Here is a 24,902-nt window from a genome sequence, read left to right on the forward strand (position 1 = left end):
ACCTAACGACCCGTCACCGGGATACTCAGGCGGCCATCTTCGAAAGGTTAAGGAAGGCCAGGAAGTCCAAGTACGGCAGCGGACGGCTGACGTGGTATCCTTGAACCTGATCGCATTGCTCGGCGGCGACGAAGGCATATTGCTCGGCGGTCTCGACGCCTTCGACCGTCGTCGCCATGCCGAGGCACGCCCCCATGGTGATGATGGCCCGGACGATGGCGGCGCTCTCGCTGTCCTCCGGGAGCATGCGGATGAAGGACCGGTCGATCTTGATCTTGGAGAACGGGAAGCGGCGCAGGTAGCTGAGCGACGAGTAGCCGGTTCCGAAATCGTCCATGGCGAGGGACACGCCGATGGCCTTGAGCTTGGTCAGCAGCGCGAGGGTGCGGGCCTCGTCCTCGAGCATCACGCCCTCGGTGATCTCCAGTTCGAGCCTGTCGGCGGCGAACCCGGTGGCAGCCAGGATCGACGCCACCACGTCGGGAAGCCGGTCGTCGCGGAACTGGACCGGCGACAGGTTGACCGCGAGCGCGATCGTGTTCGGCCAGCCCGCCGCATGGGTGCACGCGGTGCGGAGCACCCAGGCGCCGAGTTGCGCGATCAGGCCGGTCTCCTCCGCGAGGGGGATGAAGTCCGCAGGGGGGATGAGGCCCTGCTCCGGATGACGCCAGCGGACCAGGGCCTCGGCGGCCGTCACCGCTCCGGTCTGCGCATCGACCAGGGGTTGATAGTGCAGTTCGAACTCGCCGGCCGTCAGGGCGCGGCGCATGTCGGCCTCGAGGCGGCTGCGCACCAACATCTGCGCCGCCAAGGCCGGCTCGAACAGCCTGAACGTTCCCTTGCCCTCGGCTTTGGCCTTGTAGAGGGCGAGGTCGGCGTGCCGCAGCAATTCGTCCCCGTCATGTCCGTCCTGGCGGCCGATGGCGATGCCGACGCTCGCGCCGACATGGACCAGTTGATTGTCGAGCAGGAAGGCCCGGTCGATCGCCGCGACGAGCCGCGCGGCGACGGCCTCGGGGTTCGAGACGGCGGTTTTATCCAGCAGCAGGATCGCGAATTCGTCGCCGCCGAAACGCGCGACGACGTCCCCCTCGGCGAGGGCGGATTGCAGACGGGCGGCGACCTTGCGCAGCAACTCGTCGCCCATCGCGTGCCCGAGGGTGTCGTTGACGAACTTGAAGCGGTCGAGGTCGAGCATCAGGACGGCGAAGCCGCCCTCCTGCTCGCGCAGGGCGGCGACGCGGTGCGAGAGCAGATCGCCGAACCGCGCCCGGTTCGGCAACCCGGTCACGGCATCCGTGAAGGCCAGGGTCCGCAGGCGGGCCTCCGAGCGCAAGCGTTCGCGCTGATCGCGGAAGGCGATGACCGTCTGCCGCTTGTGACCGAGGGAGATGTCCTTCCGCAGCACGCGGACCGGAACGGACTGGCCGTCCGCACCGACGAGTTCGGCTTCGCGCTCCTCCTGTTCCGGGAGGTCGGACGCCACGAGCCCCGGCAGGAGCCGCGTGAGACGGCAATTGACGAGCTGGGCCTGAGTCAGGCCCGACAGCTGTTCGAGGCTGCGGTTGGCGGTGGTGATGAACTCGCCGTCGCACACCGCCAAGCCTTCGAGCGCCACGCCGGCCAACTCGCGCAGGCGCTCGCGGTCGCGGCGCATCTGCGCCCGGGCATTGAGGGTCATGCGCAGCCCGAAGAAGGCGAGCGTCAGCAGACCGAAGGAGACGGCGGCGATGACGGGCGCGATGGTCTTCGGCGCAATCGCGGTGTCCGGCAACGGGACAGCCGGATCGAAGGTGAGCGTCATCGCGGTCATCCCCCCGACGTGGAGAACGACGATGGCCAACAGGAGCAAGGGCCCGGCGAGGCGGCGCACGACACGCTCGCGCTCACCGGAAAGGATCAAGGCCAAGCCCGACAGGCCGAGGCTGGCCAGGATGGTCGGGGGGACGACGTCCATGTCCCAGACGACATGCCCCGTGACCCGGTAGGAGGCCTGCCCGACATAATGGAGGGCCGTCACACCGAGGCCGATGATGACACCGGCCAGGAAGCGGCCCTGGCGGCGTTGCGCCGCGATGGACAGCCCGACCCCCAGGCCGATCCCGCCGATCACCAGGAGCAGGGACGCTGCGGTCAGAATGGGCTCGAAGCCGGCCGCCATGCCGGGCTGGAACGCCAGCAGGGCGATCATGTGCGTCGCCCAGGCCGTGCAGCCCCCGGCGACGATGCTGACGATGCCCCATTTCCTGCGCAAAAGACCCTCGGAGCGGGCCGCATGGGAGGCGATGGCGGAGGTCGCATAGATGCCAACCATGCAGACGAGCGCCGCCAGCAGCAGCAATCGTTCATCATGCTGCTGCGTAACGCAGGTTAGGATGGCACGCATGTAAAACTCCCGGGACGACTTGTACCGGAGGGAGCTTATGCTTTTATGAAGTTTTTCCCGGCGATTTTGCGCTCAGCACAGCAGGGCCACGACTGAGAAACAACAAGAAATAACGCCGGTCTTTCATGCACATGCCAAGGCGCGACGGCCCGGCCCGCGAAACGTAAACCTTGTGATCAAGCGCTCAGTTTATCGCTCATTAATCCTTCGGCTTACGCTTCGACGCGAGCGAAAGACTCTCGTTGGCTTCTGGTGATAGCTGTCTCGACTATTCAAACGGCGCAAAAGAGCGGAACGATGCGGGCGATAGCAGGCGGCAAGGTTGACGCCGGAACGGTGCAGCTGTCGGAGATCCTTGGCGCCCTGAGCCACGCCCTCGATCTCACGGAGGGTCAGCCGGCCGGCCATTGCGTCCGTGCGACCTGGATCGGCGCCCATATCGGACGGCAGTTGGGCCTGCCGGAGACCGAACTCTGGGAACTGTACCACACGGTGATGCTGAAGGACCTGGGCTGTTCCAGCAACGCCGCCCGTATCTGCGAGCTGTATCTCTCGGACGATTTGAGCTTCAAGCGTGACTTCAAGACGGTGAGCGACAGCCTGCCGAAGGTTCTCGGCTTCGTCTTCACGCATACCGGCCTCAAGGCGGGATTGGCGGAACGCTTCCGCGCCGTGCTCAACATCCTACAGAACGGCGGAACGATCGCCGACAACCTGATCCAGACCCGCTGTCAGCGTGGGGCCGAGATTGCGCGGCAGCTGCGTTTCCCGGCGGACGTGTGCCGCGCCATCCACGCCTTGGACGAACACTGGAACGGCGCAGGCCGGCCCGACCGTCTCGCGGGCCCCGCGATCCCCCTCTACGCGCGGGTCGCCCTTCTCGCGCAGGTCGTGGATGTGTTCCACACCTCGGCCGGCCCCGCCGCCGCCCTGGCCGAAGTCCGGGCGCGCTCCGGGACGTGGTTCGATCCGCACATCGTCGCCTGTTTCGAAGCCGTGGCGGCCGACCCCGCCTTCTGGGAAACGCTCGCCTCCCCGGACGTGGAGGCGGCCGTGCTCGCCCTGGCGCCGGCCAGTCCCATCGTCGTGGATGAGGATTACCTCGACGACATCGCCCGCGCCTTCGCGCAGATCATCGATGCCAAGAGCCCCTTCACCTCCGGTCACTCGGAGCGCGTGGCGGTCTACGCCGACATGATCGCGGCCGAACTCGGCTGCACGCTGGAGCGCCGCCGCTGGCTGAAGCGGGCCGCCCTCCTGCACGACGTCGGCAAACTCGGGGTGTCGAACGCCATCCTCGACAAGAACGGCAAGCTCGACGAGGCCGAATGGCGCGACATGCGCAACCACGCCATGCTGTCGGAGACCATCCTGACCCGCGTGGCGGCCTTCCGCGAATTGGCGCGCATCGGCGGCGACCATCACGAGCGCCTGGACGGCAGGGGGTACCCGCGGGGGCTCGCTGGCGAGGCGATCACGTTCGAGACCCGCATCGTGTCGGTGGCCGACGTGTTCGACGCCCTGACCGCCGACCGGCCCTACCGGGCGGCGATGCCCTTGGACAAAGCCCTCGCCATCATGCGGGCCGACCTCGGCAGCGCCTTCGACCCGATCTGTTTCGCGGCCCTGGAGCGGGCCCTGGCGACCATCGAGGGCGATCTCGCTCGCGCGGCCTGAGCGACCCCGGCGGCGGCGATCCCGCGGCCGTGGGGGCCGCGTGTCTTCATGCCTGCCCCACGTTTGGTGATGGGCAGATCAGGGAGAGTCAGTCTTCGAACTCGATCCCGAGCTTCCTGCCGTCGCGCCATATCATCCTGTATGCGCGATCGGCGTAGAGTCGTTCGCAGATGAAGCGGCCGGAATTCGAAATCTCGGTCTCATCTTCGACTTCGAGCATGGCGCCGAACATGCTCAGATTCCAAACGAGACAATCCGCGCACTGACGGCCTTCCGCGAAGAAGAGCGTACCCGTCTTGAATGCATCGTCGCGCCGCTGTCGTCGCCGCTCGGTGTCCATTGCGCTTCTCTCGACGAGGACGAAAACTATCGGAGTCACGCGCCGGTTAATAAATACCGTTCAATGGCTTCGCGCGATTATAATCACGGGTCGGCTTGAACCCACTGCACCCCGAAGCGCTCCCGTTGAAATCCACCATCGCGGAGACCATCAGGCAACCGAGAAACCGCGTATTCACCGTGTCCGCACCGGACTCGACATCACGCGGGCGGCGTGATGTGTGCCTATCCCTTGCTGTCTTCTCCTAGGATGGGATGGTGCTGACCGAAGCGCAGCGGCAGGCGCTCGTGGCGCTGGCGGAATGCTTTGCGGACGACGGCATCCTCCTCGATGCCCAGAACATCCGCGCCGCCCTGGCCGCCGCCAACGATGCCGAATTCCGCGCCGCCACGGCGGAGTCCGATGTCGTGCGCCTGCGCTCGCAGCTTGAGGAGGCCCGTCAGCGGGTCTCGGCCCTCGAAGCCGCCGCCCTCGCTGGAGGCTGGAAGCAGCGCGCGGAGGAAGCGGAGGACGAGATCGAGCGCCTGAAGCGCGAGCGCAACGACGCGCGGGCCACCGCCCAGGGAATCCTCGCCTCCCTCAGGGAACAGGGCGAAGCCGCCGACGCCGCCGAGGCCGCGGCGGCCATCCTCACGGATCGTGTCGCGGAACTGGAATGGGCGTTGCGCGAGGCGGTGTCCGCCATGCGCGGCTGCGTCGCCCTCACGGCCGCCGGGGCGGCGGGGCGCGAGGGCCGGAACGGCGCCTCAGCGGGCCACGCCGAAGACGCGGCTGCGGACGAAGCCGAAGACGCTGTAGCAGGCGATCAGGCAGCCGACGCTCATGGCGCCGAGGCAGCTGATGGTCTTCACGGGCTCGCCGCGCGCCAGGACAATGGCGACGGTGAGGGGAATGACGGCGAAGATAAACAGAGCGGTCATCGCGAACTCCCATCCGGATCGCCGCGACCGTAGGGGCCGAATGGTTAACGGATCAGGACTTTTGCCATCCGCCCGCCGCTGCGCCGGCTCACGAAAGCGGGGTCCTCCGTTGACTCGGGCGAAAACGGGTCTCTAATTCCTGTGGCATCAGAAGCACAGGAGGGAGCATGAGGTCTCTGCGCGTCACCGGCCACGGGGTGGACCTCGGTGAAAGCCTGCGCACCAGGGTCGAGGAACGGATGGCGGCGACGCTGTCCAAATATCTCGACACCCACATGCAGGATGGCTGCACCGGCCACGTCACCCTTCGCCGAGACGGGAGCGCGTACCGCACCGATTGCGTGCTGCACCTCGTCTCCGGCCTCACCATGGAGGCCGTGGGCGCCGCGCACGATCCGCGGGCGAGCTTCGAGCAGACCGCCGACCGGCTGGAGACCCGCCTCCGGCGCTACAAGCACCGCCTGAAGGAACATGCCAGCGCCGCCCGGGACGACCCCGCGATGGAGGCCGCCTACGCCGTCTTCGCCGCGCCGGACGAGGAGGATGCCGAGCCGGAGGAGGAGGGCGACGCCCATCCCCCGATCGTCGCCGAAAGCACCAAGACCCTGCAGCGGCACACGGTAGGGGAGGCGGTCACCGCCCTGGACATGACAGGTTCCCCCGTCGTTGTTTTCGTCCACGCTGGCACCGGGCGCATCAACATCGTATATCGGCGCAGCGACGGGGCGATCGGCTGGGTCGATCCTCCGACGGGCGGCGCCTGAGTCACATCGGGCGTGCGCAGAACAGAGCCGGAACCGACCTCCCAATCCGACGATTGGATAAGGGCGTGTCCGGCTTAGGGCGGGCACGGCGATCTTGAGGGGGCCGGCTCCCCGGGGGAGCTAGGCGGCGGGGCAACGGTCGTTCCATGCCACTTCTCGAGTTTCTGGCCCCGGATGCGGTGGTCTGCGCGCTGCGCGCCCGCTCGAAGAAGCAGGTGTTGCAGGATCTTGCGGCCCAGTCCGTGCGGCATCTTCCGATGCTCGCGGAACGGGCGGTGTTCGACACCCTGCTTCAGCGGGAACGCCTCGGCTCGACCGGAATCGGCGAGGGCGTGGCGATCCCCCACGGCAAGCTGGCGGGGCTCGACCGGCTGTTCGGCCTGTTCGCCCGCTTCGACCGCCCCGTGGATTTCGAGGCACTGGACGGCGAACCCGTCGACATCGCCTTCCTGCTCCTCGCTCCGGAAGGGGCGGGGGCCGACCATCTGAAAGCATTGGCGCAGGTCGCGCGCGTCCTGCGGGAGCCGGGCATGCTCGGCAGCATCCGCGCCGCCCGCGACGAAGCGGCCCTCTTCGCGCTGCTCACCCGCAACGCCGCCTGCCGAGCCGCCTGATGCCGATCCGCCATGCGTTCGTGACGCTCGCTGTCCTCGGCATCGTCGCGGTACCCGCGCTCGCCCAGGGCGGCGACACGACCTGTCCCCGCGACGTCGTGGTCGCGCAATCGATGCAGCGGCAGGCCATCGACCAGTTGGAGCAGGCCGACATCGGCGACGTAGCGAAAAGCTGCCGCGTCTGGCGGCGCCATGTCGACACGATGCGCCGGGTTGCGGCCGTCTACGGCCGCTGCCTCTCGGGCACGGAGCGCAACACGAGCCTCGCCCAGGTCCAGGGGTCCGAGAAGGAATTCGCGGAGGCGATCCGCACCCGCTGCAAGGGAAACTAGCGGCGGTTCAATCGATGCCGCGCATCAGCGGCTCGGCGACCATCTTGATCGGCTTGCGCCGGCCGAGCACCACCGCCGCCCGCGACCGCTCCGGATCGTCCTCGAACCGGGTGCGCACCCAGCTCACGAGGAACTTCACGTATTCCGAGGCCACGAGCCGCGCGACGGGCGGGCTGCGCCACCACGCGCCGGCATCGAACCCCTCCGTCACCACCGGGTGCGGGACGATCCGCTCGCTCTCCTGCAACGCATGGTCGAGCTCCACCAGCGTGCGCGGCATGTGGTAGTTCGAGGTGACGACGGCGACGGTGCTGAAATGGTGCGTGCGCATCCAGCGGCGCGTCTCGATGGCGTTCCCGATCGTGTTGCGCGCCCGGTAATCGAGATCGACGCAGCAGGCGATGAGCTGCCGCTGGGTCGGGTTGAGCCGGGCGATCTCCTCGCGGCTCGTGCGCTCGTTCACGCCGGTGATGAGCAGGCGACGACCGTAGCCTGCCGCGAGCAGGTCGATGGCATCGCCGATGCGCTGGGCGCCGCCGGTCAGGGCGACGATCCCGTCCGTGCGACCCTCGGGGATGCGCTCCTGGCGGGCGAGGAGGGCGACGAAGGCGAGGAAGCCGGCGACGAAGGCGACGAAGCACAGTCCGGCCGCGGCGGCGCCGCACTGCAGGGCCAACTCCCGGTTCGTCCTGCCCGGCACCCTGCCGGACCCGTCGCCCATCCCCTTGGCCGGGGAGGCGGGCGCCTGCTCGTTCCAGACCCAGCCGATGGCTTCGGTCGCGAGAGAGACGGGAGCGCGCGTCATCCGCGTGTTCATCCTCCGGAGCCTAGCGCCGAATACGGCGACGTGGAGGCAGCCGCGCCGGCTGCCCACAGATCACTCTCCCAACTGGTTGCCAAACACTTAAGGAATGGGGACGGTTCGCGACCGTGAATGGCGATGCGCGATCGGTCGCAATCAGGAGAGGTATCTCCGCACCGTGATGCGCGAGACGGCGCCGGTCACGAGGGAGGCGATTCCCCCGATCAGGGCGATGCTGAGATAGCCGCGCCAGCCGATCTGGAAGGCGCCGAACAGGGCCTCGATCTCCTGGCCCGCCGGCCCGGAGGAGGCCGACCCGGTGATGAGCCCGGCGACGATGAAGGCGAGGATGGCGCAGGCCGCCCCGATGCCGCCGCCGCGCAGGCCGAGGCCGAAGAACCGGGCCTGGAAGGCGCGGGCGATATAATCGTCCCCGGCGCCCACGAAGTGGAGCACCTCCACCACCTCCTTGTTGCCGGCCATGGCGCCGCGCGTGGCGAAGGTGACGGCGAGCCCTGTCGCCACCAGCACCAGCACCACGAGGCCGACGCCCGCGCCCACGAAGGTGTTGGCGGCGGTGGAGAGGCGCTGCAACCACAGGGCGTGGTCATCGAGGCTCGCGACGCCGGGAAGGGCGTCGGTGAGCTTGGTGCGCAACCGGCCGAGATCGGTGCGCTCCCCCGACATCTTGAGGGCGATGAGGCGCGGCACCGGCAGGTCGGTGAGGTCCAGACCGGTCCCAAGCCAGGGTTCGAGCAGCCGTTCGGATTCCGCCTTCGAGAAGATCCGCGTCTGGGCGATGCCGGGCTCGTCCTTGGCGATCGCCTGCGCCTTGGCGACGTCGGCATCGACATCCCGGCCGGGGCCGGGACGGACCTGGATCGTCACCTCCTGGGCGACGCTGGTCTGCCACTGGCCGGCATTGGCGGCGACCATCTCGGCGGCGCCCGCGCAGAGGCCCGCGAGGAAGGTGAGGATGGCGATGACGGCCGCCAGGGAGCGCCCGGCGGCGGTGTCCGTGGGGACGAGGGGCGCGTTGCGCCGGAGGTTGGCGGGGAGGGTCGGGTCCACCGGGAACGCCGCCGCCGCGCGGGCCCGTGCCTTGGCCGCGATGCTCATTCCTCGATCCGCAGCCGGCCGGCGTTCAACACCATGCGGCGGGCGTTCACGGCATCCATGATGCCGAAATCGTGGGTGGCGATGATCACGGAGGTGCCGAGCTTGTTCAGTTCGAGGAAGAGGCGCAGCAGCCGCCGCCCGAGGGCGGGATCGACGTTGCCGGTGGGCTCGTCGGCCAGCAGCAGGTCCGGCCGGGCGATGAGGGCGCGGGCGATGGCGGCGCGCTGCTTCTCGCCGCCGGAGAGCAGGGGAGGGAGCGCGTGCATCCGCTCGCCGAGGCCGACCCAGCGCAGCAATTCCACCACCTCGGCGCGGTAGCTCGTCTCCGAGCGGCCCTGCACCCGCAAGGGCAGGGCGACGTTCTCGTAGGTGGTGAGGTGGTCGAGCAGGCGGAAATCCTGGAACACCACGCCCATCCGCCGCCGGAGCAGGGTGAGCTTCTCGCTGGAGATGCCGGAGACCTCCTCGCCGAAGATCGAGACGGTGCCGCGCGTCGGGCGGACGGAGAGCAGGATGAGCCGCAGCAGCGTCGTCTTGCCCGCGCCGGAGGGTCCGGTGAGGAACTGGAAGGAGTGCGGCGCGATGCGGAAGCTCACGTCGGAGAGCACTTCCGGCCCGAGGCCGTAGCGCATCCCGACATGCTCGAACTGCACTACGGGCCGTTCGGCCCCCGGCAGCAGGCTCTTCATGGTTGCCTGAACGTTCAACTCCGTCCCGCCGCTGGCCCGAGGGCTGGTTCACGATACATGCCGGCGGGCCGCGCCGCGCGGAGGCGGGGCGCCGCTCGCGGCTTCACGCGAGGTTAACCCCGTTCGGGCACCATTTCTCAAGAGTTTTTCTGCCGTTCGGCCCCCTCGAAGGGCCATCGCGGCCGCGTCGAGTCAGCCGCCGATGTTGATCACCTGCCCGACCTGCGCCAGCAGTTACCGCATTGATGCGGCGAAGATCGGGCCGGAGGGCCGCTCCGTCCGGTGTGCCGCCTGCCGCGAGACGTGGTTCCTCACCCCCGATGCCGCCGTCGAGGAGCCGCCGGAGCCGACCCCCGAGGCGCAGGACGATCCGGTGGCCGATGCCGCCTGGGCCGAGGCCGCCGCCGCCGTCCGTGACACCGCCCAGCCTGAGACGGCGCCCGCCGACGAGCCGGCCCCGCGCAAGCGCAAGGTTCCGGCGAAGAAGGCGAAGCCGAAGCGGCGCGCCCTGCCGAAAAGCCCCTTCCTGTCGCCGCCCGCGATTCTCGGCCTCAGCCTGCTCGCCGCCGTGCCGGTGGCCTGCCTCGCCCGCAACACCATCGTCGGCTTCGTGCCGCACACCGCCTCGCTCTTCTCCGCCATCGGCCTGCCGGTGAACCGGCGGGGTTCTGGAGATCCGCGATGTCGTCGCCTTCCAGAACCCGGCCGGCGAGGATCACCCCGCCGAACTGGTGATCGAAGGCGATCTCGTCGGCGTCGGCCGGGCCGGCGTGCCGGTGCCGCCCCTGCGGATCGAGATCAGCGACGCGGCCGGCAAACCGCTCAAGTCGTTTCCCGCCCCGGCCCCCCGGGCGACCCTCGGCACGGGGGAATCGGCGCGGTTCCGGGCGAAGCTCGCCGATCCGCCGGCTCAAGGGCGGTCGGTCGCGCTGCGCTTCGCGGACGCGACGGAGCGCAAGGCGGCCCCTTGAGCCGCGACACTCGGTTTCGCCCGGCGGGCTGCGCGGCGGCGCGGTGCCCGCTATAGGTGCTCGCGCACCCCGCGCCAGGGGCCGCACCGACCGGGATCCGCCGCGATGTCGTCCAACACCCTCGTCCTCATCGCCTGCCTCGCCGTGGCCGTGGTGCTGGTCCTCGGCCTCGCGAACATGATGCGCGGCGGCAGCGCGAGCGTGTCCCAGCGGCTGATGCGCCTGCGCGTGCTGCTGCAGTTCATCGCTATCGTCTTCATCATGGGCGTGGTGTGGTGGCGTTCGGCCTGAACCGAGTGTGACACGGGCGCCGCAGGGGTGGGGTTTTCCTGACAAGGGTGGATGAAACGGGGCTCAACGGCCGAGCTCCGTGGTAAGTTCGGGCAACGTTTCGCCTTCGCTACGCCCACCGAGCCCGCATGACCGCCACTCTCCGCGCCCTCCTCGCCGGCCTCGTCACGGCTGCCAATCTGGTGCCGGCCTCCGCCGCTGATCTCGGCGCCGCGCCGGCCCCGGCCTACTACGCCGCCCCGGCACAGCCCTTGAGCTTCGTGTCCGAGCTGCGCATCGGCGGCGCGGTGCAGGACCCCGGCAGCGCCGAGGGCAAGGCGCGGGGCTTCTCCAAGGAAAACATCAACGGCGAAATCCTGTTCGCCAAGCCGGTGGTGTTCCAGGATGCCTTCTGGCAGGCCTTCATCCCGCGCCCGACCGTGGGCGGCAGCTACAACACCGGCGGTCGCACCAGCTACGCCTATCTCGGCGCCACCTGGACCATCGAGGTCTTCCCGGAGACGCTGGGCCGCAAGATCTTCATCGACGGCTTCTTCGGCGGCGCCGCCCATAACGGCTACACCGGCCCGAAGGCCACGACGCCCTACGGCTTCAACACCCTGGGCTGCTCGCCGCTCTTCCGTGAGGCCGCCGCGCTCGGCTATCGCCTGACGGAACATTGGAGCATCATGGCCACGGTCGAGCACATGTCGAACGCCGGTCTTTGCGCCAACAACCGCGGCCTGACAAACTACGGCGGTAAGATCGGTTACACGTTCTAAGCGCCCAGAGCCGGTTCGGCGGGGACGCGCGGGAGCCTTCCCTTGGTCAAGTTGAACCGGATCTACACCCGCACGGGTGACAACGGCACCACCGCCCTGGCCGATGGCCAGCGGCGCTCGAAGGCCGACCTGCGCGTCGAGACCTACGGCACCGTGGACGAGACGAATTCCTGCGTCGGCCTCGCCCGCCTGCATGCCGACGAGCATCTGGACCGGATGCTCAGCGCCGTCCAGAACGACCTGTTCGACCTCGGCGCCGACCTCGCCACGCCCGAGGGGCCCGATCCGCTCCCCTACGAGCCCCTGCGCATCATCGCCTCGCAGGTAGAGCGTCTGGAGCGCGACATCGACGCGCTGAACGCGACGATCCCGGCGATCAAGTCCTTCGTGCTGCCGGGGGGCTCGCCCTGCGCGGCCTATCTCCATCTCGCCCGCACCGTGTGCCGCCGGGCCGAACGGCTCGCGGTGCATCTCGCGGCGATCGAGGGCGAGATCGTCTCGCCGGAAGCCATCCAATACCTCAACCGCCTGTCGGACTTCCTGTTCGTCGCGAGCCGCGCGGCGAACAACAACGGGGCCGACGACGTGCTCTGGGTGCCCGGCGCCAACCGCTGAGTCCGCTCCGCTTGCGGCCGATCGCGGCGGCTCCACGGCCCTGCGTTGACAAGGCAGAAATGTGGCCGCTACGGTCCCGCCGCCATTCGCGGGGGGCCGTCACGCGCGCGCGATCCGCGCCGGCCCGCACCTCCGCGACCAAGAATAACAGCGGGAAGGATCGAGTCCGCCATGAAGGTTCTGGTGCCCGTCAAGCGGGTGGTCGACTACAACGTGAAGATCCGCGTGAAGGCGGATGGGTCGGGCGTCGAGCTCGCCAACGTGAAGATGTCGATGAACCCGTTCGATGAAATCGCCGTCGAGGAGGCGATCCGTCTGAAGGAGAAGGGTAAGGCCACCGAGATCGTCGCGGTGTCCATCGGTCCGCAGCAGGCGCAGGAGACCCTGCGCACCGCCCTGGCCATGGGCGCCGACCGCGCCATCCTCGTGAAGACCGACGTGAACTGCGAGCCGCTGGCCGTCGCCAAGCTCCTGAAGGCCGTGGTCGAGAAGGAGAGCCCGCAGCTCGTCATCCTCGGCAAGCAGGCCATCGACGACGACTCGAACCAGACCGGCCAGATGCTCGCCGCCCTGCTCGGCTGGCCGCAGGGCACCTTCGCCTTCAAGGTGGAGATGGGCGAGGGCACCATCGACGTCACCCGCGAGGTCGATGGCGGGCTGCAGACCGTCTCGCTTCAGATGCCGGCCATCGTGACGACGGACCTGCGCCTCAACGAGCCGCGCTACGCCTCGCTGCCGAACATCATGAAGGCGAAGAAGAAGCCGCTGGATGAGTCGAGCCCGGAGGCCCTGGGCGTCGACGTTACCCCGAAGCTGACCGTGCTGAAGACCGCCGAGCCGCCGGGCCGTTCGGCCGGCGTGAAGGTCGGCTCGCCCGCCGAGCTGGTCCAGAAGCTGAAGGTCGAAGCCGGCGTCATCTGACGCATCCGCCATGCCCCGCCGCGCTCCCGCTGGTCGGTCGAGCGCGGCGCCCACGCCATCGGGATAACCGCACATGACCACGCTCCTCTTCGTCGAGCACGCCAACGGGCAGATCAAGGACGGGACGCTGAAGGCGCTCTCCGCCGCCAACCAGATGGGCGCGCCGGTGCACGCCCTGGTGGCCGGCGCCGGCACCCAGGCGGTGGCCGAGGCTGCCGCCAAGCTGGACGGCATCGAGAAGGTGCTGCTGGCCGAGGATGCCGCCTACGATCACGATCTCGCCGAGCCGGTCTCGGCGCTGATCGAGTCCGTCGCCGGCGCCTACGACGCCATCATCGCCTCGGCCTCCACCACCGGCAAGAACGTGATGCCGCGCGTCGCCGCCAAGCTCGACGTGGCGCAGGTCTCGGACATCATCAAGGTCGTCTCGGCCGACACGTTCGAGCGGCCGATCTACGCCGGCAACGCAATCCAGACCGTGCAGGCCCCCGGCCCGAAGCGGGTGATCACCGTGCGCACGGCGGCCTTCAAGGCGGCGGGCGAGGGCGGTTCGGCGGGCGCGGTGGAGCCGGTCTCGGCCGCCTCCGGCGCCGCAGGCTCGACCTTCAAGGGCGAGGAGATCGCCAAGTCCGACCGGCCGGAGCTGGCCTCGGCGCGGATCATCGTGTCGGGCGGCCGCTCGCTGGGCTCGGCCGACAAGTTCCACGAGCTGATCGAGCCGCTGGCCGACACCCTCGGCGCGGCCGTCGGCGCGTCCCGCGCGGCGGTCGATGCGGGCTATGCCCCGAACGACTGGCAGGTCGGCCAGACCGGCAAGGTCGTGGCGCCGGATCTGTACGTCGCCGTGGGCATCTCGGGCGCGATCCAGCACCTCGCCGGCATGAAGGATTCGAAGGTCATCGTCGCGATCAACAAGGACGAGGACGCGCCGATCTTCCAGGTGGCGGATTACGGCCTCGTGGGCGACCTGTTCCAGGTCGTGCCGGAGTTCCAGGCCGAGATCGCCAAGGCGAAGTAAGGCGGGTTTCGCCCGCGCGCGTCCGGTGGGCGACGCGCGGGCCGGATTATTGCAGTGCACGCCCTGCCTGGGTTCCTTCATCCCTTGCGATTGGTCTAGAAAGCTGAGACGGCATTGAATTCACGTGTCGCCTCGCGGTCTCGGCCGAGCCGCAGGCCGGCGGCGGGGCGGGCACGGATCGGGGGCAAGGTCTTCAGATGGGCATCGAGATCAAGCGGGTCGGCATCATCGGCGCGGGCCAGATGGGAAGCGGCATCGCGCAGGTCTGCGCCGCCGCAGGTCTCGACGTGTACCTCAACGATCGTGACCCGGCTCGGCTCGCCAACGGTATCGACTCGATCGAGAAGGGCTATGCCCGCCTCGTCTCCAAGGGCGCCCTGGAAGAAGGCGACAGCCACGCCGCGCGGGAGCGCATCAAGGCGGTCGGCACCTTCGCCGATCTCGCGCCCTGCGATCTGGTGATCGAGGCCGCCACCGAGAACGAGGCGACCAAGCGGGACATCTTCACCAGCCTCTGCCCGGTGCTGAGCCCCGAGGCGATGGTGGCGACCAACACCTCCTCAATCTCGATCACCCGCCTCGCGGCCTCGACCGACCGGCCGGAGCGGTTCATCGGCATCCATTTCATGAACCCGGTGCCGGTGATGCAGCTCGTGGAGCTGATCCGGGGAATCGCCACCGAGGACCAGACCTACGAATCGGCCAAAGGCTTCATCGCGAAGCTCGGCAAGACGGCGACGATGTCGGAGGATTTCCCGGCCTTCATCGTTAACCGCATCCTGCTGCCGATGATCAACGAGGCGATCTACACGCTCTACGAAGGCGTGGGTTCGGTCGAGTCGATCGACACGGCGATGAGGCTCGGCGCCAACCATCCGATGGGCCCGCTCCAACTGGCGGATTTCATCGGCCTCGATACCTGCCTGTCGGTGATGCAGGTGCTGTACGAGGGGCTGGCCGATTCGAAGTACCGGCCATGCCCGCTGTTGGTGAAGTATGTTGAAGCCGGCTGGCTTGGGCGCAAGACCAAGCGCGGCTTCTACGACTACCGGGGCGTGAACCCCGTGCCGACCCGCTAGGCGCGGCTTACTTCGGGGTGCCGCCGTTGGCGTTCTGCTGCGCCGGCTGCGGGTAGGACGGATTACCGCCGGGCACCGCCGTCGAGTTCGAGGTCGACGGGTTGGACGTGCCGTTCACGGAGCCGGTGATCTCCTTGCGGGAGGCATCCTGGCTCTGCGACGCGTAATCCTTCGGCGAGTTCGCGCCGTTCCACGTGAGCAGGCCGACGGTCGCCACCGCCAGGAGCACGAGGCTTCCGACGAGCACCCACAGCATGGACTTACCGCGCTCGCCCTGACGGCCTTCCTGCGGAGTGAGTTTTTCGACCATCGACCAGCCCTCGCTCAAGATACGCGACGCGCTCACGAAGCGGCCGCAACACGATTGTGTTATCGGTCGCCAACGCGAGGCCGGAGGAGGGGTTCCGGTGGGGGCCGCCTCAGCGGCCCGTCGTGAGCACGATCTTGCCGAGATGCGTGCTCGTTTCCATCAGCTCGTGCGCCTCCCGGGCGCGCTCCAGCGGGAAGGTCGCGTGCGTCACGGTGCGGATGCGGCCGCTGTCGAGATGGGGCCACACGTCCTTGCGCAGCCCGACGGCGATGGCGGCCTTGTCCTCCTTCGAGCGCGGACGCAGCGTCGAACCGGTGAAGGTCAGGCGGTTGCGCATGATCGGCGTGATGTTCAGCCCATCGACCTTGTAGCCGCCCATCAGCGCGATCATCACGAGGCGGCCGTCCTGGGCCAATGACTTGAGATTGCGCTGCAGGTAGCTCGCGCCAATCATGTCGAGGATCACGTCCACGCCGCGCTTGTCGGTGAGGCGCTGGATCTCCTCCGCGAAATCGGCCTGCTTGTAGTCGATGGCGGCACTGGCCCCCAGTTCCTCGCAGAACCGGCACTTCTCGGCCGAGCCGGCCGTGGCGAACACCTTGGCGCCGAATAGCTTCGCCATCTGGATCGCGGTGGCGCCGATGCCGCTCGATCCGCCATGGACGAGGAACGTCTCGCCCTCGGTGAGCCGGCCGCGCTGGATCACGTTGGAATAGACGGTGAAGAACGTCTCCGGCAGACCGCCGGCATCGGTCAGCGCGATCGCGGCGGGGCGCGGCAGGCAATGCGCGGCCTCGGCCACGGCGAACTCGGCATAGCCGCCGCTGATCACCAGGGCGCAGACCTCATCGCCTTCGGACAGGCCCTGCACGCCCTCGCCGAGGGCGGCGATGCGGCCTGCCACTTCGAGGCCGGGGATCTCCGTGGCGCCGGGGGGCGGCGGATAGCTGCCGGCGCGCTGGGCGACGTCCGGGCGATTCACCCCGGCCGCGACGACCTCGATGAGCACCTGGCCCGGCCCCGGCTTCGGCACGGGAGCCGTCTCGACGGCGATGACCTCCGGCCCGCCCGTTCCGTCGTAGCGGATTCGGCGCATCGTCTCGGGCAGGGTGCGTCCCATGGTCGGTCTCCGCTGGCTCGGTCGGGGTTATCTGCGCGCCGGATGGCGTCCGGCAAGGCCGGACTAGCGCGTGCCGTACATCCGGTCGCCGGCATCGCCCAGGCCGGGGACGATGTAGCCGTGCTCGTTCAGGTGGCTGTCGATGGAGGCGGTCCAGACCGGCACGTCGGGATGGGCGGCGGCCAGACGGGCCAAGCCCTCGGGCGCGGCGAGCAGGCAGACGAAGCGCAGATCGACGGCGCCGCGCGCCTTCAGCCGGTCGAGAGCCGCCACCGCCGAATTCGCCGTGGCGAGCATTGGATCGAGCACCAGCACGGTGCGGTCGGCGAGATCGGACGGCGCCTTGAAGTAGTACTCGACGGCTTCCAGTGTCTCGGGATCGCGGTACAGCCCGACATGGGCGACGCGGGCCGAGGGCAGAAGCGACAGCATCCCGTCGAGGAAGCCTACGCCGGCCCTCAGGATCGGGGCGAGAACGAGCTTCTTGCCTTGGATCTGCCGGCCGGACATCGGGCCGATGGGTGTCTCGATCTCAAGGGATTCGAGGGGGAGATCGCGCGTCACCTCGTAGGCGAGCAGCATGCCGATCTCGTTGAGCAGGCGGCGGAAGCCCTGCGTCGAGCGGTCCTTGTCCCGCATCAGGGTCAGCTTGTGCTGCACCAGCGGGTGATCGACCACCGTGACTGTCCCGCTCGACATCGCCCCTCCCGTGCCGTGATGGGCGAGTCATGCCGGAGGGCCGGGCAGGGCGCAACGGCCGGGTTGCGTGCGTAAGGGGAAATCCAAGCCGCCGCGCCCCGCCGGGAGGGCAGGGCGCGGCCGGGTCTCGATCAGACGGAGCGCGTTCCGTCGGTGCCGCCGGCACGGCGCTGGGCCATGAAGGCGTCGAACTGCTCGCGATCCTTGGCGCGCTTCAGTTCCTCGACGAAGGACGAGAAGGCGCGGCTCTCTTCCTCGAGGGCGCGACGCTGGGCTTCCAGCCGGTCGAGTTCCGCGCGGCGGTACTCATCGAACGCCGCGTTGCCGGTGCCCCGGTTGGCGGCCTCGAAGGCGCGGGCGAAGCGTGAGCCGGGGCGTGCCGCGTCCCAGCCTCCGAAGTTCCGGCGGGCGGCGTCCCGCATTTCGTTGACGGCCGGGTAGCCCGTCAGCTTCCACGCAAGCAACGCGAGGCCCACCGGCCACCAATAGACAAAGCCAAGGACGATGGCACCGATCTCCAATGAGCGGCGAGGGAAGGGACCGGAGCGGCAGGCGCGACCGGTGGCATAGGGAGGGGTCGAGGTCGTGTTCACGGGCAAGCTCCGCATATCATGTGAACGGAGTTAACATGCGGATCGCAGGAGAGCGTTTCAAGGGCCGCCGGATCGGCCCCTCAATCGCGCCGGGCGGCGCCGTGGACGAGGGCGAGGACGCCCGCGCGCAAGAGTTCGTATTTGTCGGGGATGCCGGGGCCGGTGGGCAATTGCCCGGCGGCCGAGAGGGTGGCGAGCCCATGGGCCAGCGCCCAGACTTCGAGGGCGATGAAGCGCGGGGCCACCCCGCCGAACCCGTCCGTGAAGGTCGCCTGCAACGCCTCGACCAGCAGGTCGAAGGGGCTCGGACGCCCCTCCGCCTGCGGCGCCGCGTGGATGCCCCGCGTCTCGAAGATCGCCGCGTAATAGGCGGGCTCCTCCTCCGCGAAGGTGAGGTAGACCTCTCCCATGCGGGTGAAGCGTTCGAGCGGGGTGCCGCGCGAGGTCAGGGCCCGCGCGAGCCGGCTCGCCAACTCGTTGAAGCCGCGTCCGGCGAGTTCTTCGAGGAGGGCCTCGCGGCCGCGGAAATGGCGGTACAGGGCGGCGGGGGTCACGCCGACGAGGCGTGCGGCCTCGACGAGAGTGAAGCCCCCGATGCCGCGCTCAGCGATGAATCGCCTCGCGGCCTCGACCAGAGCCTCCTTCAGGTTGCCGTGGTGATAACCGCGCCGGTCGCCCGGCCCTTCCCGCCAGTGTCGCAAGACACCGATACTCCCACTCGATCCCCGTTCCAGGCAGAAAGCCCGGCAAGCCCGCAGGGCATTACGAGCGAGCGCCGGGTTCGTTGCAACAGGACCTGCCAAACTGCCACAACCAGCGGGGGACAACATCTTTTAAGCGGCGGCGGCGTCTCCAGCGTCACCGGTTGACGGCGGCGATGCAACATTGTTTCACACCGCCAGACAACCCCGGATCCGTAAGGAGGGATCGCCGATGGCCTTCGTGAGCCTCAAGGCGTGGCGTGCCCGCTCGGCCGAGCGATCGGCCGTGGCCGCGCGGCTGAAGGGCGAGATCGCCCCGAGCCTCGGCCTCGGTCCCGACGATGCGATCTCCGTCAACGAGATCGCCTGCGCCGATCCCGGCTGCCCGGACATGGAGACGATCGTACTTGTGATGCGCGCCGGCCAGCCGACGCGGGCGCTACGAATCCGCAAGGCGATGGACGCGGTCGAAGCCGCCGACATCGCCGCCCTCGCGGAGGAGGAGCGCACGGGTGCGGCGTGATGGCGATGCGCTCCCCCGGTGCGGCGCGTGTAGGGTTCTGGAAGGACCGCCAGAGTCCGACCGGGGAAACAACCCATGACGCCACGCCGCCACGTCCTCGCCCTCATATTGCTTGCCCTCGCTGCCGGCCCGGCCTTCGCCGCCGAGGCAGTGCCCTTCGATCCGGCCGCGTTCGAGGCCGCCCAGAAGGCCGGCAAGCCGATCCTGGTCGAGGTGAGCGCGCCCTGGTGCCCGATCTGCAAGGCGCAGAAGCCGATCATCGCCAAGCTGACTCAGGACCCGCGCTTCAAGGACCTCCAGGTCTTCGACGTCGATTTCGACAGCCGCAAGGATGTGTTGAAGCAATTCAACGCGCGAATGCAGAGCACCCTGATCGCCTACAAGGGCCAGACGGAGGTGGGACGCTCGGTGGGGGAGACCCAGCCCGAATGGATCGAGGGTCTGGTCGAGAAGACCCTCTGAGACCCGTCCTTCGGTTCCCGTTCAGGTCCCCGGGCCGATAAGCCGTCGCGCGCCATTCTCTCCGGCGCCGACGAGATGCATCCATGACCAGTCCCGCCGCCATCGTCGCGGTCCCGGTGCGTAACGAGGCCGAGCGCATCGTCGCCTGCCTGCGGGCGATCGATGCGCAGGAGAGCCTCGCGCCCGGCGCCCTCGGCGTGGTGCTGTTCCTCAACAATTGCACGGACGGGACGGACGGGATCGTCGCCGGCCTGCTGCCGTCGCTGTCGGTGCCCGTGCGGGTGCTGAACGAGGAGTTTGCCGGCGCCCATGCCGGCTGGGCCCGCCGCAAGGCGATGGACGAGGCCGCCGTGTGGCTCGGCGAGGCCGGCGGGGCGATCCTCTCCACCGACGCCGACAGCCGCGTGCCGCCGAACTGGGTGGCCCGCACGCTCGCCGCCATCGAGGCCGGCGCGGATGCCGTGGCCGGGCGGGTCGAACTCGATGTCGAGGAGGGCAAGCTCCTGCCCGCCATGCTCCACGCCCGAGGCCGGCTGGAGGACATCTACGACGGGCTCATCACCGAGGCCGAGGCGCGGATCGATCCCGATCCGCACGATCCCTGGCCCTGCCACCGCACCACCATCGGCGCCACGCTGGCCGTCACCCGCGACGCCTACCTCGCGGTCGGCGGCATGCCCGAGATTCCCCTGGGTGAGGACGGCGCCTTCATCGCGCGGCTGATCGCCCACGGGAAGCGCGTGCGGCACGCGCCGGATGTCTGCGTGACGATCTCGGCCCGCCTCACCGGCCGGGCGCCGGGGGGCGTGGCGGACACGATCCGGTCCCGCTGCGAGGAGCCGGACGCCCTGTGCGATGCGCGGATGGAAACCTTCGGCCGCTGCGTGCGACGCTACCTGTGGCGGGCGCGCTTCCGGCAGATGCACGCCACGGGCGCTCTCGCGCGGGACAAAGCGTGGTCGGACTGGCTCGGGATCGCGCCGGAGGAGGCCGCGCGCATCGCGTCCCTGCCGCTCGGGCATGCCATCGCGGAGGCCGAGAAGGCGAGCCCCCGGCTGGCCTACCGGCCTATCGGCCCCCGCCAATTGCCGGGACAGATCCGCCTCGCGCGAATCGGACTCGTGGCGATCCGCGCCCTCGCGGGGCTGCGCGGACGGGGCAAAGCCGCCCTTCCGGCGTCAGTCATCGCGGCGCGGGCAGCCTAGGCCACCCGCGAGAGATTGCCGTTGGCGGCGCTCGGCGCGCCCGCATTGGCATAGGCGCGGTTGCGCAGGGCGTTCTCGCTCGGCAGTTGCGCCAGCACGTCGCCGGAGGTCGGATCGACCACCTGGAACACGATGGCGCTCGTGTCGACGTCGCGCACGAAACGCGCCTCGTGCGAGTCGCTGCCGATATCGACCTTCACCGCCGGCTCGAGGCTCTTCGTCGGCGTTTCGGTGTTCTCGGCCGTCTGAGGTGCCGGCGCGGCGGTGGCCGCCAGGGCGTCGATGCCCTGCGGCCCCTGCGAGACGGATGGGATGCTACGTATTTCCATGACAGGCTCCTACGATCCTGTGATGGAGGGATTGCATCATCGCGCCGTTAAGCAGCGCTTAATATGGGCATGCCTTCGCAGTCTTCGACAACGCCTTTGTAAGACGGGCTCAATATCCGGTAAAGGCAGCACCTCAATTTCACGCCATCTCACGCGATTGCAGTGCGCGAATGCTGACAAACCTGTCAGCGTCCTCGGCGATCCGGCGCGCCCGCCGGGTGACGGGCGCGCCGGAAGCTGTCACTCCGCCGCGTCGACGTAGAGCTTGCCGCCCTCGGCGAGGAATTCGCGCGACTTCTCGCGCATCCCGGCTTCGGCCTCGGCCTGCGACATGGCGGGGGCCTGGCCGATCACCTGGCCGGCCTCTTCCATCGCCAGCACCTCGGCGCGCAGATCCTGCGTGATCTTCATCGAGCAGAACTTCGGGCCGCACATCGAGCAGAAATGGGCGACCTTGTGGGCGTCCTTCGGCAGGGTCTCGTCGTGGTAGGTGCGCGCCGTATCCGGGTCGAGGCTGAGGTTGAACTGGTCCTCCCAGCGGAAGTCGAACCGGGCGCGGCTCAGGGCGTCGTCGCGCAGTTGCGCGGCCGGGTGGCCCTTGGCGAGGTCGGCGGCGTGGGCGGCGATCTTGTAGGTGATCACGCCGACCTTCACGTCGTCGCGGTCCGGCAGGCCAAGATGCTCCTTCGGCGTGACGTAGCAGAGCATCGCCGTGCCGAACCAGCCGATCATCGCCGCGCCGATGCCGGAGGTGATGTGGTCGTAGCCCGGCGCGATGTCCGTGGTCAGCGGGCCGAGGGTGTAGAAGGGCGCCTCGCCGCACTCGCGAAGCTGCTTCTCCATGTTCACCTTGATCTTGTGCATCGGCACATGGCCGGGGCCCTCGATCATCACCTGACAGCCCTTGTCCCAGGCGATCTTGGTGAGTTCGCCCAGCGTCTCCAGCTCAGCGAACTGCGCGGCGTCGTTCGCGTCGGCGATGGAGCCGGGCCGCAGGCCGTCACCCAGCGAGAACGACACGTCGTAGGCCCGCATGATGTCGCAGATCTCGTCGAACCGCTCGTAGAGGAACGATTCGCGATGCCCGGCGAGGCACCAGCGCGCCATGATCGAGCCGCCGCGCGAGACGATGCCGGTGACGCGCCGCGCCGTTAGCGGCACGTGGGCGAGGCGCACGCCCGCATGGATGGTGAAGTAATCGACGCCCTGCTCGGCCTGCTCGATGAGCGTGTCCTTGAAGACCTCCCAATCGAGCTTAAGCGGATCACCGCCCACCTTCTCCAGCGCCTGATAGATCGGCACCGTCCCGATCGGCACGGGCGAGTTGCGGATGATCCACGAGCGGATGTTGTGGATGTTGCGGCCGGTCGAGAGGTCCATGACCGTGTCCGCGCCCCAGCGGATCGACCAGACCAGCTTCTCGACCTCTTCGGCGGCCGACGAGGTGACCGCCGAGTTGCCGATGTTGGCATTGATCTTCACGAGGAAGTTGCGGCCGATCGCCATCGGCTCGACTTCGGTGTGGTTGATGTTGGCGGGGATGATCGCCCGGCCGCGGGCGATCTCGTCGCGCACGAATTCGGGGGTGATGAAGGCCGGCACCGCCGCGCCGAAATTCTCGCCATCCGCCAGGGCCGCCTCGGCCCGCTCCAGCATCTGCTCGCGGCAGAGGTTCTCGCGGTGGGCGACGTAGATCATCTCCTCGGTGACGATCCCGGCGCGGGCGAACTCGTACTGCGTCACCATCTGGCCGGGGGCGGCCTTGCGGAGCACCCGTTCGGCGGGGCAGGGGGCGACGAGCTTGTCGGCCGAGGCGAAGCCGTTGTCCTCCGGCTTGACGGCGCGGGGCTCGGCCGTGGCGTAACCGCGCGCGGCGATCCACGGGGCGCGGATCTGCGGCAGGCCCGCCGACAGGTCGATGCGGGCGTCGGTCTCGGTGTAGGGCCCCGACGGGTCGTAGACCCGCACCGGCTCTTCCTTCGGGTCGGTCAGCACGATCTCACGGAACGGGACGCGGATGTCCTCCCGGCCGCCGACGGTCGCGTAGACCTTGCGCGAGCCGGAGACCGGTCCCGTAGTCACGGTCTCGGGGCTTCCCTTCACATCCTTGGGCAGCACGGGTGCGTTCATTTGGCCTCTCCTGGCGCTGGAGCGGTCCAATTGCGTGACGACGATAGGGGTAAGGTGCGGCATCCCGAGGCCGCAGGTTCCCGTCCCTCCGCCGGTACGAACCGGATCAGGTTCAAGGGTCAGGGCGCTACGCCCAATCTCAGCCCGGTCTGGGCTCCCCTCGGAACGGTTCGAAACTCCGTGGTTTGCCGGATGTTGTCAATGCCGGCAGGCGAAACGCCCTAACACTCGGCTTTACTCTCCGATCTGCCGTCCCGATCCACCGAACTCGCCGGGAGACGAGGCTTGGGAAGACGCGAGCGCCTGTGGCGCGATGATGATCCGACGACCCACGGCCCCCAGGCGGCGGCGCCGGTCATCTGCCCGCTTTGCGAGAGGCCGATCCCACGCGGTGCGAAATCGAGCCTGCATCATCTCACGCCCAAGCTGAAGGGCGGCACCCACCGTGGCACGGTGCGTCTGCATCAGGTCTGCCATTCGGCGATCCATGCCCGCTACAGCGAGGCCGAGATCGCCCGGCGCCTCGCCGATGTCGAGGCCCTGCGGGCCGATCCAGAACTCGCCCGGTTCGTGGCCTGGGTGCGGACCAAGCCCGACGATTTCTACGCCCCGACGCGCATGACGCGGGACCGGCGGGCGGGAAAGCGCAAGGATTGAAGGGGCTTCACCCGGAGAAGGCGATGCCCGCCCGCTTGCCGCGCTGCCACGCGACGCTCGCCTCGCGCGATGCGGCCTCCGGGGCGAGGCGCACGCGCAACCGCTCCGGCAAATCCACGGCTTGCTCGATCTCGATCAGGGCGCCGGTCTCGGTGACGTCCCAGACGAGACAGCCGATCTCCCCCTCGCCGGTTTCCACGAACCCGAAGGTGAAGGCGTTGCGGCGATAGGCGCCGCGCCGGTCCTCGGACATGCCGTCTGCCTCTCCGCCCCGAACCGCCGACGCCGGCTCATTCATCGTCCGGCTCGCTGCGGTAGCGGCGGCGCTCCCGCGTATCGTCATAATCGTCGCGGCGCGGGCGATACTCGTCGCGGTCGACGTCGCGGCGCGGGCGGTACTCGTCGCGAAAGCGGTCGTCGTCCCGCGAGCGATACGCGTCCCGGTCGTCCCGGCGGGGGCGATCCCGGTAGCCGCCGCCCTCGTTGCCGGTGAGGCGCGGGGCATACCAGCAGGCCTTGCGCTGGTTGGGCGCCGGATCGCCGAAGCTCTGGACGTTGCACGCCACCGTGCCGCCCTGCGGGAAGGGACGGCCGTTGGTCTTGCCCGGCACCCCGAAATAGACGTTCGTCGGGTAAGGCATCCGGCAGACGCCGCCTTCCTCCGCACAGGCGATGGTGTTGACCGTATCGAGGCGGACCTGGGACCATGCCGGAAGGCTTCCGAGGCCGAGCCCGGCCGCCGCAACGAGAATGGCTACCCGCACGATAGTGCTCTCCCTGAAACGGGCGGCACCATACGGAGGGTCCTGCGCCGAAACCAGGGGCGGCGGGCCGGAACATTGGTCTGGCGAGCGCATCGCGGGCCGGGATACCG

At 69.0% G+C, this 24,902-nt stretch carries 31 protein-coding genes, 1 pseudogene and 1 riboswitch; of the genes and pseudogenes, 17 read left to right on the top strand and 15 right to left on the bottom strand.

Annotated elements, in window-relative coordinates; all coding sequences use genetic code 11:
* Positions 1 to 25 precede the first annotated feature (25 nt).
* Positions 26 to 2,386 carry a putative bifunctional diguanylate cyclase/phosphodiesterase gene (locus ACXJ1Y_RS01380; RefSeq protein ID WP_463848410.1) on the bottom strand — a complete coding sequence of 787 codons (2,361 nt, stop codon included), beginning with the start codon at positions 2,384 to 2,386 and terminating at the stop codon, positions 26 to 28.
* 297 nt (positions 2,387 to 2,683) lie between these two features.
* Between ACXJ1Y_RS01380 and ACXJ1Y_RS01385 the strand changes: the two genes are divergently transcribed.
* Positions 2,684 to 4,063, top strand: coding sequence for an HD-GYP domain-containing protein (locus ACXJ1Y_RS01385; RefSeq protein WP_463848411.1), 1,380 nt, complete (start codon positions 2,684 to 2,686; stop codon positions 4,061 to 4,063).
* Positions 4,064 to 4,151: 88 nt separating this feature from the next.
* On the opposite strand, the gene ACXJ1Y_RS01390 is transcribed toward ACXJ1Y_RS01385, so the two are convergent.
* Positions 4,152 to 4,403, bottom strand: a complete 252-nt coding sequence (locus ACXJ1Y_RS01390) for a pilus assembly protein PilZ (protein WP_463848412.1) — start codon at positions 4,401 to 4,403, stop codon at positions 4,152 to 4,154.
* 254 nt (positions 4,404 to 4,657) lie between these two features.
* Between ACXJ1Y_RS01390 and ACXJ1Y_RS01395 the strand changes: the two genes are divergently transcribed.
* The 4 genes from ACXJ1Y_RS01395 to ACXJ1Y_RS01410 all read left to right on the top strand — a co-directional run bounded on the left by ACXJ1Y_RS01395 (position 4,658) and on the right by ACXJ1Y_RS01410 (position 7,033).
* A complete protein-coding gene (locus ACXJ1Y_RS01395; RefSeq protein WP_463848413.1) occupies positions 4,658 to 5,356 on the top strand; it encodes a hypothetical protein in 699 nt (232 codons plus the stop codon).
* A 134-nt stretch (positions 5,357 to 5,490) separates the two neighbouring features.
* Positions 5,491 to 6,087, top strand: coding sequence for a ribosome hibernation promotion factor (locus ACXJ1Y_RS01400; protein ID WP_463848414.1), 597 nt, complete (start codon positions 5,491 to 5,493; stop codon positions 6,085 to 6,087).
* A 146-nt stretch (positions 6,088 to 6,233) separates the two neighbouring features.
* The gene (gene ptsN / locus ACXJ1Y_RS01405; protein WP_463848415.1) at positions 6,234 to 6,701 is read left to right on the top strand and encodes a PTS IIA-like nitrogen regulatory protein PtsN; all 468 of its coding nucleotides are present in this window, start codon (positions 6,234 to 6,236) and stop codon (positions 6,699 to 6,701) included.
* Positions 6,701 to 7,033 (top strand): hypothetical protein, encoded by a 333-nt coding sequence (locus ACXJ1Y_RS01410; protein ID WP_463848416.1) that lies wholly within the window; start codon positions 6,701 to 6,703, stop codon positions 7,031 to 7,033. The genes ptsN and ACXJ1Y_RS01410 overlap by 1 nt, the downstream gene beginning before the upstream one ends.
* Positions 7,034 to 7,040: 7 nt before the next feature.
* Here the strand turns inward: ACXJ1Y_RS01410 and ACXJ1Y_RS01415 are convergent, their stop codons facing one another.
* The 3 genes from ACXJ1Y_RS01415 to ftsE form a co-directional block, all read right to left on the bottom strand.
* On the bottom strand, positions 7,041 to 7,838 hold the full coding sequence (locus ACXJ1Y_RS01415) for a YdcF family protein (RefSeq protein WP_342162985.1): 798 nt from the start codon (positions 7,836 to 7,838) through the stop codon (positions 7,041 to 7,043).
* Between the two features lie 153 nt (positions 7,839 to 7,991).
* Positions 7,992 to 8,954, bottom strand: coding sequence for a cell division protein FtsX (locus ACXJ1Y_RS01420; RefSeq protein ID WP_463848417.1), 963 nt, complete (start codon positions 8,952 to 8,954; stop codon positions 7,992 to 7,994).
* Positions 8,951 to 9,643 carry a cell division ATP-binding protein FtsE gene (gene ftsE / locus ACXJ1Y_RS01425; RefSeq protein ID WP_243951864.1) on the bottom strand — a complete coding sequence of 231 codons (693 nt, stop codon included), beginning with the start codon at positions 9,641 to 9,643 and terminating at the stop codon, positions 8,951 to 8,953. The genes ACXJ1Y_RS01420 and ftsE overlap by 4 nt, the downstream gene beginning before the upstream one ends.
* 202 nt (positions 9,644 to 9,845) lie before the next feature.
* Between ftsE and ACXJ1Y_RS01430 the strand changes: the two are divergent.
* Positions 9,846 to 9,902 (top strand): annotated as a pseudogene (locus ACXJ1Y_RS01430) (MJ0042-type zinc finger domain-containing protein); the annotation flags it as partial.
* On the opposite strand, the gene ACXJ1Y_RS01435 reads toward ACXJ1Y_RS01430, so the two are convergent.
* A complete protein-coding gene (locus ACXJ1Y_RS01435; protein WP_463850199.1) occupies positions 9,878 to 10,285 on the bottom strand; it encodes a hypothetical protein in 408 nt (135 codons plus the stop codon). The pseudogene ACXJ1Y_RS01430 and the gene ACXJ1Y_RS01435 overlap by 25 nt on opposite strands.
* An 89-nt stretch (positions 10,286 to 10,374) precedes the next feature.
* Between ACXJ1Y_RS01435 and ACXJ1Y_RS01440 the strand changes: the two genes are divergently transcribed.
* The 7 genes from ACXJ1Y_RS01440 (at position 10,375) to ACXJ1Y_RS01470 (ending at position 15,299) form a co-directional block, all read left to right on the top strand.
* A complete protein-coding gene (locus tag ACXJ1Y_RS01440; RefSeq protein ID WP_463850200.1) occupies positions 10,375 to 10,614 on the top strand; it encodes a hypothetical protein in 240 nt (79 codons plus the stop codon).
* 105 nt (positions 10,615 to 10,719) lie between these two features.
* The gene (locus tag ACXJ1Y_RS01445) at positions 10,720 to 10,905 is read left to right on the top strand and encodes a twin transmembrane helix small protein (RefSeq protein ID WP_342162982.1); all 186 of its coding nucleotides are present in this window, start codon (positions 10,720 to 10,722) and stop codon (positions 10,903 to 10,905) included.
* Positions 10,906 to 11,033: 128 nt separating this feature from the next.
* Entirely contained in the window at positions 11,034 to 11,666 is a 633-nt protein-coding gene (locus tag ACXJ1Y_RS01450; protein WP_463848418.1) for an acyloxyacyl hydrolase, read from the top strand.
* Between the two features lie 42 nt (positions 11,667 to 11,708).
* Positions 11,709 to 12,281, top strand: coding sequence for a cob(I)yrinic acid a,c-diamide adenosyltransferase (locus tag ACXJ1Y_RS01455; protein ID WP_463848419.1), 573 nt, complete (start codon positions 11,709 to 11,711; stop codon positions 12,279 to 12,281).
* Positions 12,282 to 12,452: 171 nt separating this feature from the next.
* Positions 12,453 to 13,202: an electron transfer flavoprotein subunit beta/FixA family protein gene (locus ACXJ1Y_RS01460; protein ID WP_463848420.1), complete on the top strand. Its 750-nt coding sequence runs from the start codon at positions 12,453 to 12,455 to the stop codon at positions 13,200 to 13,202.
* Between the two features lie 73 nt (positions 13,203 to 13,275).
* Positions 13,276 to 14,220: an electron transfer flavoprotein subunit alpha/FixB family protein gene (locus ACXJ1Y_RS01465; protein ID WP_463848421.1), complete on the top strand. Its 945-nt coding sequence runs from the start codon at positions 13,276 to 13,278 to the stop codon at positions 14,218 to 14,220.
* Positions 14,221 to 14,417: 197 nt separating this feature from the next.
* Positions 14,418 to 15,299 carry a 3-hydroxybutyryl-CoA dehydrogenase gene (locus ACXJ1Y_RS01470; RefSeq protein ID WP_463848422.1) on the top strand — a complete coding sequence of 294 codons (882 nt, stop codon included), beginning with the start codon at positions 14,418 to 14,420 and terminating at the stop codon, positions 15,297 to 15,299.
* A 7-nt stretch (positions 15,300 to 15,306) separates the two neighbouring features.
* Here the strand turns inward: ACXJ1Y_RS01470 and ACXJ1Y_RS01475 are convergent, their stop codons facing one another.
* The 5 genes from ACXJ1Y_RS01475 to ACXJ1Y_RS01495 form a co-directional block, all read right to left on the bottom strand.
* On the bottom strand, positions 15,307 to 15,609 hold the full coding sequence (locus ACXJ1Y_RS01475) for a hypothetical protein (RefSeq protein ID WP_463848423.1): 303 nt from the start codon (positions 15,607 to 15,609) through the stop codon (positions 15,307 to 15,309).
* A gap of 109 nt (positions 15,610 to 15,718) precedes the next feature.
* On the bottom strand, positions 15,719 to 16,729 hold the full coding sequence (locus ACXJ1Y_RS01480; RefSeq protein ID WP_463848424.1) for an NAD(P)H-quinone oxidoreductase: 1,011 nt from the start codon (positions 16,727 to 16,729) through the stop codon (positions 15,719 to 15,721).
* A gap of 63 nt (positions 16,730 to 16,792) precedes the next feature.
* On the bottom strand, positions 16,793 to 17,428 hold the full coding sequence (gene upp, locus ACXJ1Y_RS01485; RefSeq protein ID WP_243951839.1) for a uracil phosphoribosyltransferase: 636 nt from the start codon (positions 17,426 to 17,428) through the stop codon (positions 16,793 to 16,795).
* 131 nt (positions 17,429 to 17,559) lie between these two features.
* Positions 17,560 to 18,021, bottom strand: a complete 462-nt coding sequence (locus ACXJ1Y_RS01490) for a DUF2852 domain-containing protein (RefSeq protein ID WP_463848425.1) — start codon at positions 18,019 to 18,021, stop codon at positions 17,560 to 17,562.
* An 80-nt stretch (positions 18,022 to 18,101) separates the two neighbouring features.
* Positions 18,102 to 18,722 (bottom strand): TetR/AcrR family transcriptional regulator, encoded by a 621-nt coding sequence (locus tag ACXJ1Y_RS01495; RefSeq protein ID WP_463848426.1) that lies wholly within the window; start codon positions 18,720 to 18,722, stop codon positions 18,102 to 18,104.
* A gap of 232 nt (positions 18,723 to 18,954) precedes the next feature.
* On the opposite strand from ACXJ1Y_RS01495, the gene ACXJ1Y_RS01500 reads away from it, so the two are divergent.
* The 3 genes from ACXJ1Y_RS01500 to ACXJ1Y_RS01510 all read left to right on the top strand — a co-directional run bounded on the left by ACXJ1Y_RS01500 (position 18,955) and on the right by ACXJ1Y_RS01510 (position 20,912).
* Complete coding sequence (locus ACXJ1Y_RS01500; protein WP_463848427.1) at positions 18,955 to 19,245, top strand: hypothetical protein; 291 nt, start codon at positions 18,955 to 18,957, stop codon at positions 19,243 to 19,245.
* Between the two features lie 75 nt (positions 19,246 to 19,320).
* Positions 19,321 to 19,707 (top strand): thioredoxin family protein, encoded by a 387-nt coding sequence (locus ACXJ1Y_RS01505; RefSeq protein WP_463848428.1) that lies wholly within the window; start codon positions 19,321 to 19,323, stop codon positions 19,705 to 19,707.
* 83 nt (positions 19,708 to 19,790) lie between these two features.
* Positions 19,791 to 20,912 carry a glycosyltransferase family 2 protein gene (locus ACXJ1Y_RS01510; RefSeq protein WP_463848429.1) on the top strand — a complete coding sequence of 374 codons (1,122 nt, stop codon included), beginning with the start codon at positions 19,791 to 19,793 and terminating at the stop codon, positions 20,910 to 20,912.
* Here the strand turns inward: ACXJ1Y_RS01510 and ACXJ1Y_RS01515 are convergent.
* Together ACXJ1Y_RS01515 and thiC are read right to left on the bottom strand one after the other, a co-directional pair.
* On the bottom strand, positions 20,909 to 21,241 hold the full coding sequence (locus tag ACXJ1Y_RS01515; RefSeq protein ID WP_463848430.1) for a flagellar protein FlaG: 333 nt from the start codon (positions 21,239 to 21,241) through the stop codon (positions 20,909 to 20,911). The genes ACXJ1Y_RS01510 and ACXJ1Y_RS01515 overlap by 4 nt on opposite strands.
* Before the next feature lie 240 nt (positions 21,242 to 21,481).
* A complete protein-coding gene (gene thiC / locus ACXJ1Y_RS01520; RefSeq protein WP_463848431.1) occupies positions 21,482 to 23,371 on the bottom strand; it encodes a phosphomethylpyrimidine synthase ThiC in 1,890 nt (629 codons plus the stop codon).
* 66 nt (positions 23,372 to 23,437) lie between these two features.
* Positions 23,438 to 23,542, bottom strand: a riboswitch (TPP riboswitch).
* Positions 23,543 to 23,656: 114 nt separating this feature from the next.
* Between thiC and ACXJ1Y_RS01525 the strand changes: the two genes are divergently transcribed.
* Entirely contained in the window at positions 23,657 to 24,028 is a 372-nt protein-coding gene (locus tag ACXJ1Y_RS01525; protein WP_463848432.1) for an HNH endonuclease family protein, read from the top strand.
* A gap of 7 nt (positions 24,029 to 24,035) precedes the next feature.
* Here the strand turns inward: ACXJ1Y_RS01525 and ACXJ1Y_RS01530 are convergent, their stop codons facing one another.
* Positions 24,036 to 24,281 (bottom strand): PilZ domain-containing protein, encoded by a 246-nt coding sequence (locus ACXJ1Y_RS01530; RefSeq protein WP_463848433.1) that lies wholly within the window; start codon positions 24,279 to 24,281, stop codon positions 24,036 to 24,038.
* 37 nt (positions 24,282 to 24,318) lie between these two features.
* Complete coding sequence (locus ACXJ1Y_RS01535; protein ID WP_463848434.1) at positions 24,319 to 24,792, bottom strand: hypothetical protein; 474 nt, start codon at positions 24,790 to 24,792, stop codon at positions 24,319 to 24,321.
* Between the last annotated feature and the right edge of the window lie 110 nt (positions 24,793 to 24,902).

The sequence above is a fragment of the Methylobacterium sp. TK26 genome (genome assembly GCF_055361565.1).